Here is a 12,246-nt window from a genome sequence, read left to right on the forward strand (position 1 = left end):
ATCTGCATCGCCTTCTCCGACCAGGGCCCGGGCATTCCGCCACAGGAGCTGGACAAGATCTTCCAGCCCTTCGTGCAGTCCAGCAAGACCAAGGACGGCTCGGGCGGCACGGGCCTGGGGCTGGCCATCTGCCGCAAGATCATCGACGCCATGGACGGCACCATCGTGGCCGGCAACGGCCCGGCAGGCGGCGCCATCTTCACCATCATCCTGCCCAGCCGCAGTGCGCAGGAGACCCGACCGGCCGAGCTGACATAGCCTGCGCGGGCGCGGTGGCGCGGTGGCGCGGTGGCGCGGTGGCGCGGTGGCGCGGTGGCGCGGTGGCGCGAGGCTCAGGCCTCGGACGGCATGTGCCGCCCATGCACCAGCCAGTTGTCCCCTGCCTGCCAGCGCGCGGCCCAGGCGGGCAGCTGGTCGGCGGGCATGGGCCGGGCGATGCCGTAGCCCTGGGCCACGTGGCAGCCCATTTCGCGCAGGCGGCGCGCATGCCTGGGGGTTTCCACGCCTTCGGCCACGGATTCGAGCTGGAAGGTGCTGGCCAGCTGGATCACGCCTTCGACGATGCCCAGGTCGTCCGGGTCGGCCAGCATGTCGCGCACAAAGCTCTGGTCGATCTTCAGCGACTGCACGGGCAGCTTGCGCAGGTAGGTGAGCGAGGAGTAGCCGGTGCCGAAGTCGTCCAGCGCAAAGCGTATGCCCAGCTGCCGGCACTGGCCCATCACCTGGATGGCCTGCTCCATGTCGGCAATGGCGGCGCTTTCCAGGATTTCCAGCTCGATCAGGTGCGGCGGCAGTTCGGGATGCCGGGCCAGCACCTGGGCCATGGTGGCGTGGAAGCCGCCATCCAGAAGCTGGTTGGCGCTGACGTTGATGCTCACGCACAGGTCCAGGCCCTGGTCGAGCCAGCGTGCCGCCTGGGCCACGGCCTCGCCGATGACCCAGTCGCCCAGCGGTCGCTCCAGGTCGCTGCCCGCGATGAAGGGCAGGAACTCGGCCGGCGAGCGCAGGCCCTGGCGCGGGTCGTGCCAGCGCAGCAGGGCCTCGGCGCCCACCAGCCTGCCGCCACCCAGCTCCACCTTGGGCTGGTAGTGCAGCAGGAATTCGCCCTGCTCCAGCGCACGGCGCAGCCAGCCCAGCTGCAGGCGGCGCGCATCGGCCTTGCGGTCGTTTTCCGGGTCGAACAGCTGGTAGCGGTTGCGCCCGGCCTGCTTGGCCACGCACATGGCCTGGTCGGCATGGCGCAGCAGCAGGTCGGGGTCGGCCTGGTCGTCGGGGTAGAGGCTGACACCCACGCTGGCGGTCACGGTCAGCACCCGGTCCTGCACGGGCACGGGGCGGCTGGCCGCCTCCAGCACCCGGTCGAGGATGGAGGTGCAGTGCTCGACCGAGCCGATCTGCGACAGCAGCAGCACGAACTCGTCGCCACCGAGCCGGGCCAGCGTGTCCTCGGAGCGCAGCACGCTCTTGAGGTGCTCGGCCACGCCCACCAGCAGCGCATCGCCGGTTGCAACGCCGTGCAGGTCGTTGATTTCCTTGAAGCCGTCCAGGTCCAGAAAGCACACGGCCAGGGAGCGGCCCTCGCGCGCCGTGCGCAGCATGGCCTGGTTGAGCCGCTCGACCAGCAGGCGGCGGTTGGGCAGTCCGGTCAGCAGGTCGTAGTGGGTGACGCGGTCGAGCTCGGCCTCATGGGCCTTGATGTGGCTGATGTCGGTGAAGACGCCGATGTAGTGCTCGATCTCGCCGCCGGCACCCTGCGCGGCGGAGATGGACAGCATCTCGGCGAAGATCTCGCCCGATTTGCGGCGGTTCCAGATCTCGCCGTGCCAGAAGCCGTCGCGCGCGATGCAGGCCCAGATCTGCCGGTAGAACTCCGGCCCGTGCAGGCCCGAGGACAGCACGCGCGGCGTCTGGCCGATCACCTCCTCGGGCGCATAGCCGGTGATGCGGGTGAAGGCCGGGTTGACGCGCGTGATGCGCCGCGCCGGATCGACCACCATGATGCCCTGGTGGCTGCTGTCGAACACCACGGCGGCCTGGGCCAGCTCGCGCTCGAAGCGCTTGCGCTCGGTGATGTCCCGGGAGATGCCGAACAGGCCTGCGATGTGGCCTGCAGTATTGCGCACCGGGCCCTTGGTGACCAGGAGGTCCAGCGTCCTGCCCGGCTCCACCGTCAGCTGCTCCTCATGCGTGGCCACCTCCTGGCGCAGCACCGCCTGGTCCTTCCTGCGGATGGCGCTGGCGATGCCGAAGGGAAAGAGCGCGAAGTCGTCCTTGCCCACGATGTCTTCGGCCTGCCGGCCCACCAGGCTGGCGGCGGCCCGGTTGACCAGCAGATAGCGCCCGCGCAGGTCCTTCACGAAGACGGCATCCGAGGTGCCGGAGATCACCGAGTCCAGCAGCTGCCGCTGCATGTTGGCCTTGCGCAGCGAGCGCTGCAGCGTCTCGGCCAGCACGCTCACGGCCAGGCCGTTGACGGCCACCACCCCCCATTGCGCCCAGTCGCGCACGGCGACGCCGTCCGTCTGGTCCAGGCTGTAGGCCGCAAAGGCCGTGGCCAGCAGGCCCGGCCCCAGGCCGCCGATCAGCGCACTGACCAGCACGGGCAGCATGAACAGCAGCAGCAGCGAGCGTTCACCGAAATGGCTGGCCAGCGTGCTGCTGGCGGCCAGCACGGCCAGGCTCATGGCCAGGGCAAACAGATAGGAGGCCCAGACCGGGAAACGGCGCGGCCCCATTTCCTGGGTGATGGCGGAGGCGCCGCCGCTGTGCGCGGCCGGCACCGAGCACAGCGCGAAGAACAGCAGGAAGTCCGTGGCCAGCACAAAGAACAGCCCCTTGGCGACGGAAAGCCAGCCGATATCCGCACTGCCTGCCAACGCGAACAACAGCTTGTCGGACAGAATGATCCAGGCGAATGCGAGCAATCCGTAGCTCACCGTGATCAGTCCGATAAATCGGCGTCTTGCTGATTTGGCCATTTCAGCGTGGCACTCCCTGTGTATATGGCTGTCCGGAATTATTGCCAATCCCTGCTGGCAATCGCGTCGTCATTCGCCGAAAACAGGGGGCAATAAAACCATTTGCCGCGCACTCGCTCATTCATAGAGAAATTGCATCGCAGGCCTTTTCCGCCGGATGCGGGAATATCTGTCCAGCCCCTTTTCCCGGTCCGGCCGCCAACTCAGTCCGGGCACTGGCGGCAGGGCTGCTGCTCGGTGCGGGCGGCCTCGGCATGCAGCCAGGCCAGGAAGGCCGCCACGGCGGGGCGCCGGGCGTTGCGCGCGGGGTAGACGGCAAAGTGGGCCTTGACGCGCAGGGCCCGGTCCATGCCGAAGGGGGCCACCAGCCGGCCGTCGGCAATGTGGCCGCCCGCGTTCATGGCGCTTTCCAGCGCCACGCCCAGGCCCTGCGTGGCCGCGTCCAGCGACATCTGGGCGCGGTCGAAGCGCACGGCAAAGCGCTCTGGCGCGCGCAGCTGCGAGAACGCCTGGAACCAGTCCGACCACTGGACGATGCTGACGTTGCTCTGGATCAGCGGCACATGCAGCAACTGCTGCACGCGCTGCAGTCCATGCTCGGCCACGAACGCGGGGCTGGCCAGCGGCAGGATGTGCTCCTCGAACAGGGGCTCCACCTCCAGCTCCGGCCACTGCGCAATGCCGTAGCGGATGTCGATATCGGCCTGGCCCAGCGCGAAGTCGCTGTGCGAATGCGCAGCCGACAGGTTCAGCGCAATGTGCGGGCAGGCCCGTGCGAAGTCCCGCAGCCGGGGCATGAGCCAGAGGCTGGCGATGCTGGGCGCGCAGTGCACGTAGAGGCTGTTGCTCATGCTGTGGCGCAGGTCCTCGGTGGCCGAGACGATGGCCGCCAGCGCGCCGCCCACGCGCTCCAGGTAGGCCTGCCCCGGGCGGCTCAGGCGCACGCCATGCGCGCTGCGCTCGAACAGGCGCACGCCCAGCTGCGCCTCCAGCTTGGCCACCTGGTGGCTGACGGCGGAGGCCGTCAGGTGCAGCTCGGAGGCGGCCAGCGCGAAGCTGCGCCGGCGCGCCACGGCCTCGAAGGCCTGCAGGTGGGCACTGCTGGGAATGGATGCCATGGCAAGTTCCTCGAAGACGCGGGCAGCTCACGGGCAGACCCCGGGAGACCCCGTACGTGAGCTGAAGAACCGTCATCTTAGGCTGATGAAACATCGTTTGTCTTCATGCTCGTGACAGCCCAAGATGGCTGCATCCACCACCACTACAGCGGAGACAGGCACATGCTGCTCAAGGACAGGGTCGCCATCATCACCGGCGGCGCAGGGATCAACGGACTCGGTTTTGCCACGGCGCGCCAGATGGCCGCCCAGGGGGCCCGCGTGGCCATCCTCGACCTGGAGCGGGCCGATCCGGCCGGCGCGGCCGCGCGGCTGGGCGACGGGCACCTGGGGCTGGTGGCCGACGTGACGGACAAGTCCTCGTGCGAGGCGGCGGCCGCCGCCGTGCTGCGCGCCTTCGGCCGCATCGACGCGCTGGTCAACAACGCCGGCATCACGCAGGCCGTGGGCACGCTGGAGATCGGCGGGGCCGACTACGACCGCGTGCTCGACGTGAGCCTGCGCGGCACGCTGTACATGTCCCAGGCCGTGCTGCCGGCCATGCGCAGGCAGCAAGCGGGCGCCATCGTCTGCATTTCTTCCGTCTCGGCCCAGCGCGGCGGCGGCATCTTCGGCGGGCCGCACTATTCGGCCGCCAAGGCCGGCGTGCTGGGGCTGGCCCGCGCCATGGCGCGCGAGTTCGGCGCCGAGGGCATACGCATCAACTGCGTCACGCCGGGCCTGATCGAGACCGATATCACCCAGGGCAAGCTCGGCCCCGAGCGCAAGCGCGAGATCTCCGCCACGATTCCGCTGGCCCGCCTGGGCCGCGCCGACGATGTGGCCGGCGCCTGCGTATTCCTGGCCAGCGACCTGGCCGCCTATTGCACGGGCATCACGCTCGATGTGAACGGCGGGATGCTCATCCACTGAGCCCCGCGCGCCTGGCCATGGCCTGCATGGCCGCACACAACCCAAGCAAAGGAGACAAGACCATGCAAAGCACGCTTTTCCACCGCGCCGCCCTGGCCGCCTGCGCCCTGCTGCTGCCGGCCCTGGCCTGTGCCCAGGCCGTCAAGCTCACGCTGGGGCACGGCGCCGCGCCCGACAATCCGCGCCACCTGGCATCGCTGAAGTTCGCCGAGCTGGTGAAGGCGCGCAGCGCAGGCCGCATCGAGGTGCAGGTCGCCCCCTCGGCCCAGCTGGGCGACGACGCGGCCATGGTCACGGCCCTGCGCACGGGCGCGCTGGACCTGTCGGCCAATTCCCAGGGCGCGGTGGCCGCGGCCGTGCCCGAGTACGCGGCCTATGGCATGCCGTTTCTCTTCGCCACGCCGGCCCGTGCCTTCCAGGTGCTGGACGGGCCGCTGGGCCGGGAGCTGGCCGACAAATCGGCCGCCAAGGGCATGGTGGTGCTGGGCTACTGGGACAACGGCATACGCCACATGACCAACAGCAAGCGGCCCCTGCGCAGCGTGGACGATCTCAAGGGCCTGAAGATGCGCACGCCGCCCGACGCGGTGCTGGTGGACATCATCCAGGCCCTGGGCGCCGAGGCCCAGCAGATCAAGTTCGCCGAGCTGTACGTGGCCCTGCAGCAGGGCGTGGTCGACGGCCAGGAAAACCCGCTGGCCAACTTCCACGCCAGCAAGCTGTACGAGGTGCAAAAGCACCTGGCGCTGACGGGCCACATGTTCCAGATGACGCCGCTGATCATGGGCAAGCGCAGCTGGGACCGGCTGCCGGCCGCCGACCGCACGCTGCTGGCCGAGGCCGCGCAGGAGGCCACGGCCTACCAGCGCCAGCTGGCGCGCGAGGCCGACGACAAGCTGCTGGACGACATCCGCGCCAAGGGCGTGGAGGTGAGCACCATCGACGCGCGGGCTTTCGCCCAGGCCACGGCCAAGGTGCAGGACAAGTGGCTGGCCAGCCCTGCGGGCCCCTATATCGCCAAGGTCGTCAAGGCCGCGGGCGCGCAGTCAAGCGCAGGGAGCCATCCATGAACCTCATCGAACGCCTGGTCACGGGCCTGTGCCGCGCCGTGCTGTGGACCAGCACCCTGGTGATCTTCGTGATCCTGGTGTGCAACACCGCCCTGCGCTATGCCAGCGGCACCAGCCTGCAGTGGGCCAACGAGGTGCCCGAGCTGCTGTTTCCCTGGCTGGTGATGTCGGGCGTGGTGCTGGCCGCCGCCCATGGCGCCCACATCACCACCAGCTTCCTGGTCGAGGCCCTGCCGGCCCGCGTGCGGCGCGCCACGGCCGTGCTGGGCTGGCTGGCCGTGGCCGCCCTGTACGCCACGCTGGCCTGGTCCACGCTGAACATGCTGGAGATCGTGCATGACGAGCGCAGCCAGATCCTGGGCATTCCCGGCTCGCTGACCTATGGCTGCGTGATGGTGGGCATGGCGCTGCTGGCCCTGCTGGCCCTGCAGTCGGCATGGCGCGCCTGCGTGGCGGGCAGGGACCGGGTATCCGCGCAGGCCGGTGCGGCTGGTGCGTCTGCCGAACCGGCCCGGCCCGTGGCCGGCGCGCACTGGTGAAGGGAGGGTGCCATGTCCTTCATCATGCTTTTCGTCTTCATGGCGGGCGCCGTGATCGCCATGCCCATTGCCCACGCGCTGCTCATGGGCGCCATGGCGGCGGCCGCCACCTCGGACCGCGTGCCGCTGGACCTGCTGGTGCAGCAGATGGTGGCCCAGGTGCAGAGCTTTCCGCTGATCGCCATCCCGTTCTTCATGCTCACCGGCTCGCTGATGATGGGCGGGCGCCTGGGCGAGGCCCTGGTGGGCGTGCTGTCGGCGCTGATAGGGCGCTTTCACGGCGGGCCGGCCCAGGTGGGGGTGATGTCGTCCACGCTGTTCGGCGGGGTGTCGGGCTCGGCCGTGGCCGACGCCTCGGCCATCGGCTCGCTGATGATCCCGTGGCACAGGCGGCTGGGCTATCCGCCCGCGTTCTCGGCGGCCACGCTGGCGGCGGCGGCCACCATCGACATCCTGATCCCGCCGTCGATCCCCATGATCCTGTTCGCGCTCAGCGCCAATGCATCGATTGCGGCGCTGTTCGTGGCGGGCATCGTGCCGGGGCTGCTGATGTGCGCGGGCTTCATGGGTGTGTGCTGGTGGGTGGGCCGCAGGCGCGGCTTTCCGCGCGACACCACGCCCTTCGCCTGGCCCGCCTTCCGGCGCCACCTGCTGTACGCCAGCCCGGCCCTGCTGCTGCCGGTGCTGATCATCGTGTTCCTGCGCTTGGGCATCGCCACGCCCACCGAGGTGGCCGTGCTGTCCACGCTGTATGCAGGCCTGGTGTCGGCCGTGGTGTACCGCGACCTGGGCTGGCGCCGGCTCAACGATGCGGTGGTGCATGCGGGCCTGGCCACGGGCGTGGTGCTGCTGGTGATCATGGCCTCGGCGGCCATCGGCTGGCTGCTGACCTTCGACCGCATGCCCGATGGCATCGTCCAGTGGGTGCAGTCGCATGTGCATTCGGCCTGGCTGGTGATCGTGCTGATGAACCTGCTGATGCTCTTCATCGGCATGTTCATCGACCTGCCGGCCGCCGTGCTGCTGCTCACGCCGGTGTTCGTGCCGCTGGCCCAGAGCATCGGCATGGACATGACCCAGCTGGGAATCATGATGGTCGTGAACCTGGCCCTGGGGCTGTACACGCCGCCCGTGGGCACGACGCTGTTCATCACGAGCTCGCTGGCCCGGGTCAAGGTGGGCCAGACCGTGCGCGAGCTGATTCCCTTCTACCTGGTGGCGCTGGCGGTGCTGGCGCTGGTGTCCTATGTGCCGGCCAGCATCCTGCGCTGAGCCGCGCGCCCTTCCATCCCGAGGAGACGATGCATGAACCAAGAACTGCAACAGCGCCTGGACCGGCTCGCGGCCTGTGCCTGGCGCATACGCCGCCGCGCCCTGCAAATGGGCGAGGTACAGGGCCAGGGCTACATAGGCCAGGCCCTGGGCTGGGCCGATGTGCTGGCCGTGGCCTATGGCGACGCGCTGCGGCTGCGGCCCGATGAGCCCGGGTGGGAGGGCCGCGACCGCTTCCTGCTCTCGCACGGCCACTACGCCATCGCCTTCTACGCGGCCCTGGCCGAGGCGGGCATCCTGTCCGACGAGGAACTCCAGACCTATGGCAGCGATGACAGCCGCCTGCCCATGTCGGGCATGGCCAGCTATACGCCGGGCATGGAAATCTCGGGCGGCTCGCTGGGCCAGGGCCTGCCGATCGCCGTGGGCATGGCGCTGGCGCTGCGCCACAGGGGCAGCGATGCCTTTGTCTACAACTCCATGTCCGACGGCGAGCTGGACGAAGGCTCGACCTGGGAGGCCGCGCTGTCCGCAGCCCACCACGGCCTGGGCCGGCTGATCTGCCTGGTGGACGTGAACAACCAGCAGGCCGACGGCCCGTCCACGCGCATGCTGGGCTTCGAGCCGCTGGCCGACAAATGGGCCGCCTTCGGCTGGCATGTGCAGCGCGTGGACGGCAACGATCTGGTCCAGGTGGTCCAGGCCTTCGACGCGGCGCGGGCGCTGGCCGAGGACCGGCCCCGCGTCATCCTCTGCGACACGCTGATGGGCAAGGGCGTGCCCTTCCTGGAGCAGCGCGAGAAGAACCATTTCATCCGCGTCGATCCGCCCGAGTGGCAGCAGGCCATCGCCATCCTGGACGCATCGCAACCCCTGGAGCCCGCCCTGCCATGAACATGCCTCTTGCCACCCCCAAGCCCCGGCCGACCACCTCGGCCATGATCGCCTCCATCGCCGCCGAGGGCCAGCGCGTGCAGGCCGCGCCCTTCGGCAAGGCCCTGGTGGAGCTGGCCGCCAGCCGGCCCGATGTGGTGGGCATGACGGCCGACCTGGCCAAGTACACCGACCTGCACCTGTTCGCCCAGGCCCACCCCGAGCGCTTCTTCCAGATGGGCATGGCCGAGCAGTTGCTCATGGCCGCCGCCGGCGGCATGGCCAAGGAGGGGCTGACGCCCTTTGCCACCACCTATGCCGTCTTCGGCACGCGCCGGGCCTATGACTTCATCCACCAGGTGATTGCCGAGGACAACCTGGACGTCAAGATCTGCTGCGCCCTGCCCGGCCTGACCACGGGCTACGGCCCCAGCCACCAGGCCACGGACGACCTGGCCATGATGCGGGCCGTGCCGGGGCTGACCATCGTCGATCCCTGCGATGCGCTGGACATCACCCAGGCCGTGCCCCAGATCGCGGCGTACCGCGGCCCCGTCTACATGCGGCTGCTGCGCGGCAACGTGCCGCTGGTGCTGGACGAGTACGACTACCGTTTCGAGCTGGGCAAGGCGAAGATGCTGCGCGAGGGCCGCGAGGTGCTCATCATCTCCAGCGGCTTCATGACCATGCGCGCGCTGGAGGCCGGCCAGCTGCTGGCCGCCGACAACGTGGGCGCCGCCGTGCTGCACTGCGCCACCATCAAGCCGCTGGATGTGCAGGCCATCGTGCAGGCCGTGGCCAGCGGGCCGCGGCTGGTGGTGGTGGCGGAGAACCATTCGGTGGTGGGCGGCCTGGGCGAGGCCGTGGCCGGCGCCCTGCTGGAGCGCGATGTGCGGCCCGCGCGCTTTCGGCTGGCGGGCCTGCCGGACGCCTTCCTCGACGCGGGCGCCCTGCCCACGCTGCATGAGCGCTACGGCATCAGTGCCCAGGCGCTGGCGGGGCGCATCCGGCAGTGGCTGGGCTGAACGCCGGCGTTGTGGCAGCGGGCGCTCCAGAGCAAAGCAGTGCAGATGAGGGCTACTTGGCGGGATCCCCGTCGCGCAACGCCAGCAGGTAGCCCATGCCGCGCACCGTGTGCAGCAGCTTGACCGCATAGGGATCATCGAGCTTGCTGCGCAGCCTGCACACCGCCACATCCACCACGTTGTTCAGCGCATCGACGGGCAGGCTCCAGACCTGCTGCACCAGTTCGGCGCGCGTGACCACATCGCCCTGGCGCTGCAGCAGCAGCCACAGCACGGCGAATTCCTGGCGAGTGAGGTCCAGCCGCCGGCCGGCACGCTCGACCCGCTTTTTCGACAGGTCCAGCACCAGATCCGCCAATGTCAGGCGCAGGCCCTCCTGGCCGGCAGAGCCTCGCATCCGCAGCCGTGCACGGGCCAGGAACACCGGCAACCTGACGGGTTTGACCAGGTAGTCATCGGCGCCGTTCTGCAGGCAGAACACCTGGTCCTCCAGACTGTCGTTTGCGGTGACCACGATGGTGGGCGTGTCGCCCGCCTGGAGCAGGGTCTGCAGGACCGCACGCCCGCTCTGGCCAGGCAGGTCCAGATCCAGCACGAGCAGGCTGTAGGCGCGGCTCAGTGCCAGGTTGCGGCCCTGCAGACCGTCATGCACGACATCGACGTTGAATCCGTCCTGGCACAGGCCCTGGCACAGGTACTGCGCCGACGGCGGGTGGGCATCCACGATCAGGATCTTCATGTCTTTTCCTTCGCACGCGGGCACAGGCGAGGCTCAGGCCAGCACCTGCCGGAGGATCTGCTGCTGCCGCCTGGCCCATTTCGTGCCAATGCGAATGGCATCGCGCTGCTGTGAGGAGGCAGAAGCGAAGAAGACCGTTTCACTGATCTGCAGGCGGTGAAACAGCCGCCGCATCTGCAGGGATCGGGCCCTCAGCGAGCCTTCCGGCGCCAGGGATTCCCCCTGCTGTGCCGAGAACATGGACGCGGCCTGCTCCAGGCAGCGCTGGGCATCGGGCGTGGTCGCGGGCACGGCACGGGGCTCGCACAGCCGGGCCTTGGCCACCAGGGGGTTGTGGCCCACCACCAGCCCCCAGGGACGCATGGCGGTCGAGGGATTGACCGACAGCGCCTCCAGCTTGGTGAGCCCGAACACGCGCGCCAGGCGCAGGCGCATGGCCAGCAGCGGGGCATCTGGCTGTACCGCCTCGATGGCCGCGAGGGCCTCCTCCTCGTTGTCTCCGCCCACGGGCAGCAGCAAGGAACGCAGCAGCAGCCCGGCCAGCACGTCCCCCTTGGCCGCTGCAGCATGGAGCAGGGCCACGCCCTGTTCCATGGGTTCGATGTGCGTGGCATCACGCAGCACCAGTGCACCCAGACGGCGCTCGGCCTCGGGCAGCCCGTGACGTGCCGCCTTCTCCAGGCAAAAGCGTGCCAGGGTGGGATTGGCCACCGAGCTGCGGTAGTCGGAGCAGATGCGGAACAGGTGCAGCCAGGCGGTGACGATGCCGCCATCGGCAGCGCGCAGCAGCAGGGCTGCGGCCTTGCGCAGGTTCTGCGCATTCACGAGGTTTTCGGGAGCCAGGTGTGCACAGGGCAGCCCCGAAAGCGCCCGTCCAAGCACGTGGCAGGCGCGCACGTCGCCATTGGCGGCGCATCGGTCCAGGCTGGCTTCGATCCAGCCCACGGTCAGCCGTCCCAGGTCATGGCCCGCCACCTCCGCCTGGTGGACCAGGTCGGCAATCAGCTGCTGCATGACCGGGCCATGAGCGGCATGAGGCAGGTCGCGCAGGAGCTCCAGCATCCGCACGGCGCGGTGCGACTGGCCCTTGGCCATGGCCTGCCGGGCCTCGCAGGCCATGACTTCGGCAATGTCCAGCGGCTGTATGGCGCGCAGGATCTGCAACGCCTGCAGCAGCTCGCCGGATGTGTGCGCAGACACGCTGCTTGCCAGATGGCTTGTCAGGGCAGCGCTGCACTTGCCAAGGCACTCCAGAGCCAGATCGAGCTCCCCCCGGATGAGATGCCAGGCGGCAAGCTTCTGGCGCCCGACATCCTCATACTCCGCCGCGATCCTCAGGGTCTCCAGCAGCCCGTGCTCCAGCAACTCCCTGAGCGGCAGATGCAAGGCTATGCAGACCGAGGCCTGGCGCCTGGCCTGAGGCAGTGCGGCCTGCAGATACTCCAACCCCACCGGGATGCTCCTGGAAACGCCGGGGCCCCCGGTCAGATACGCCTCCCCGAGCTGAAGCCTGGCGCCCGTGTCCCCTCGCCTGGCCAGCATCCTCAGCTTGACATCCTCGCGCCGCATTTTTCTGTCCCCTCCTATCTTGCGATACCCGCTCACAGCCGTATCAACAACCCGATACGAATTGATTTTTTCTTCTTTACCGGATTCAACCCCCGGGATGCTATCAATCTCCAGAATCCATCTACCCAACAGAAAAGTGACATTCAAGACA

Annotated in this window: 11 protein-coding genes; 7 read left to right on the top strand and 4 right to left on the bottom strand. The window is 69.1% G+C overall.

The annotated features are described in order from the left end of the window. Positions 1-258, top strand: a 258-nt coding sequence (locus tag ACF8LI_RS08265) for a sensor histidine kinase (RefSeq protein ID WP_392406037.1), incomplete at its 5' end; no start/stop codon positions are given. Positions 259-332: 74 nt separating this feature from the next. Here ACF8LI_RS08265 and ACF8LI_RS08270 read toward each other — a convergent pair. Both ACF8LI_RS08270 and ACF8LI_RS08275 read right to left on the bottom strand, forming a co-directional pair. Then, positions 333-2,924: a bifunctional diguanylate cyclase/phosphodiesterase gene (locus tag ACF8LI_RS08270; RefSeq protein ID WP_223275343.1), complete on the bottom strand. Its 2,592-nt coding sequence runs from the start codon at positions 2,922-2,924 to the stop codon at positions 333-335. Between the two features lie 257 nt (positions 2,925-3,181). After that, entirely contained in the window at positions 3,182-4,096 is a 915-nt protein-coding gene (locus tag ACF8LI_RS08275; protein ID WP_034367884.1) for a LysR substrate-binding domain-containing protein, read from the bottom strand. A 162-nt stretch (positions 4,097-4,258) separates the two neighbouring features. Here ACF8LI_RS08275 and ACF8LI_RS08280 point away from each other — a divergent pair, with 162 nt between their 5' ends. The 6 genes from ACF8LI_RS08280 (at position 4,259) to ACF8LI_RS08305 (ending at position 9,787) form a co-directional block, all read left to right on the top strand. Beyond that, entirely contained in the window at positions 4,259-5,008 is a 750-nt protein-coding gene (locus ACF8LI_RS08280) for an SDR family NAD(P)-dependent oxidoreductase (protein WP_250439240.1), read from the top strand. A gap of 62 nt (positions 5,009-5,070) precedes the next feature. Continuing rightward, a complete protein-coding gene (locus ACF8LI_RS08285) occupies positions 5,071-6,078 on the top strand; it encodes a TRAP transporter substrate-binding protein (RefSeq protein WP_046241740.1) in 1,008 nt (335 codons plus the stop codon). Then, positions 6,075-6,617, top strand: a complete 543-nt coding sequence (locus tag ACF8LI_RS08290; protein ID WP_074924305.1) for a TRAP transporter small permease — start codon at positions 6,075-6,077, stop codon at positions 6,615-6,617. The genes ACF8LI_RS08285 and ACF8LI_RS08290 overlap by 4 nt, the downstream gene beginning before the upstream one ends. Before the next feature lie 12 nt (positions 6,618-6,629). Beyond that, positions 6,630-7,889 carry a TRAP transporter large permease gene (locus tag ACF8LI_RS08295; protein ID WP_016450596.1) on the top strand — a complete coding sequence of 420 codons (1,260 nt, stop codon included), beginning with the start codon at positions 6,630-6,632 and terminating at the stop codon, positions 7,887-7,889. 33 nt (positions 7,890-7,922) lie between these two features. Further along, complete coding sequence (locus ACF8LI_RS08300) at positions 7,923-8,783, top strand: transketolase (RefSeq protein WP_016453958.1); 861 nt, start codon at positions 7,923-7,925, stop codon at positions 8,781-8,783. After that, positions 8,780-9,787, top strand: coding sequence for a transketolase family protein (locus ACF8LI_RS08305; RefSeq protein ID WP_016453957.1), 1,008 nt, complete (start codon positions 8,780-8,782; stop codon positions 9,785-9,787). The genes ACF8LI_RS08300 and ACF8LI_RS08305 overlap by 4 nt, the downstream gene beginning before the upstream one ends. 52 nt (positions 9,788-9,839) lie before the next feature. Here the strand turns inward: ACF8LI_RS08305 and ACF8LI_RS08310 are convergent, their stop codons facing one another. Together ACF8LI_RS08310 and ACF8LI_RS08315 are read right to left on the bottom strand one after the other, a co-directional pair. Then, complete coding sequence (locus ACF8LI_RS08310; RefSeq protein ID WP_016453956.1) at positions 9,840-10,526, bottom strand: winged helix-turn-helix domain-containing protein; 687 nt, start codon at positions 10,524-10,526, stop codon at positions 9,840-9,842. 33 nt (positions 10,527-10,559) lie between these two features. After that, on the bottom strand, positions 10,560-11,726 hold the full coding sequence (locus tag ACF8LI_RS08315) for a hypothetical protein (RefSeq protein ID WP_227469548.1): 1,167 nt from the start codon (positions 11,724-11,726) through the stop codon (positions 10,560-10,562). Positions 11,727-12,246: the final 520 nt, after the last annotated feature.

This window comes from Delftia sp. WSY_12, from assembly GCF_043104645.1.
Taxonomy (GTDB): Bacteria; Pseudomonadota; Gammaproteobacteria; order Burkholderiales; family Burkholderiaceae_C; genus Comamonas; species Comamonas tsuruhatensis.

Coding starts and splice junctions, on each gene's coding strand:
- ACF8LI_RS08275 (WP_034367884.1), bottom strand. CDS start 4,096: ATGGCATCCATTCCCAGCAGTGCCCACCTGCAGGCCTTCGAGGCCGTG.
- ACF8LI_RS08280 (WP_250439240.1), top strand. CDS start 4,259: ATGCTGCTCAAGGACAGGGTCGCCATCATCACCGGCGGCGCAGGGATC.
- ACF8LI_RS08285 (WP_046241740.1), top strand. CDS start 5,071: ATGCAAAGCACGCTTTTCCACCGCGCCGCCCTGGCCGCCTGCGCCCTG.
- ACF8LI_RS08290 (WP_074924305.1), top strand. CDS start 6,075: ATGAACCTCATCGAACGCCTGGTCACGGGCCTGTGCCGCGCCGTGCTG.
- ACF8LI_RS08295 (WP_016450596.1), top strand. CDS start 6,630: ATGTCCTTCATCATGCTTTTCGTCTTCATGGCGGGCGCCGTGATCGCC.
- ACF8LI_RS08300 (WP_016453958.1), top strand. CDS start 7,923: ATGAACCAAGAACTGCAACAGCGCCTGGACCGGCTCGCGGCCTGTGCC.
- ACF8LI_RS08305 (WP_016453957.1), top strand. CDS start 8,780: ATGAACATGCCTCTTGCCACCCCCAAGCCCCGGCCGACCACCTCGGCC.
- ACF8LI_RS08310 (WP_016453956.1), bottom strand. CDS start 10,526: ATGAAGATCCTGATCGTGGATGCCCACCCGCCGTCGGCGCAGTACCTG.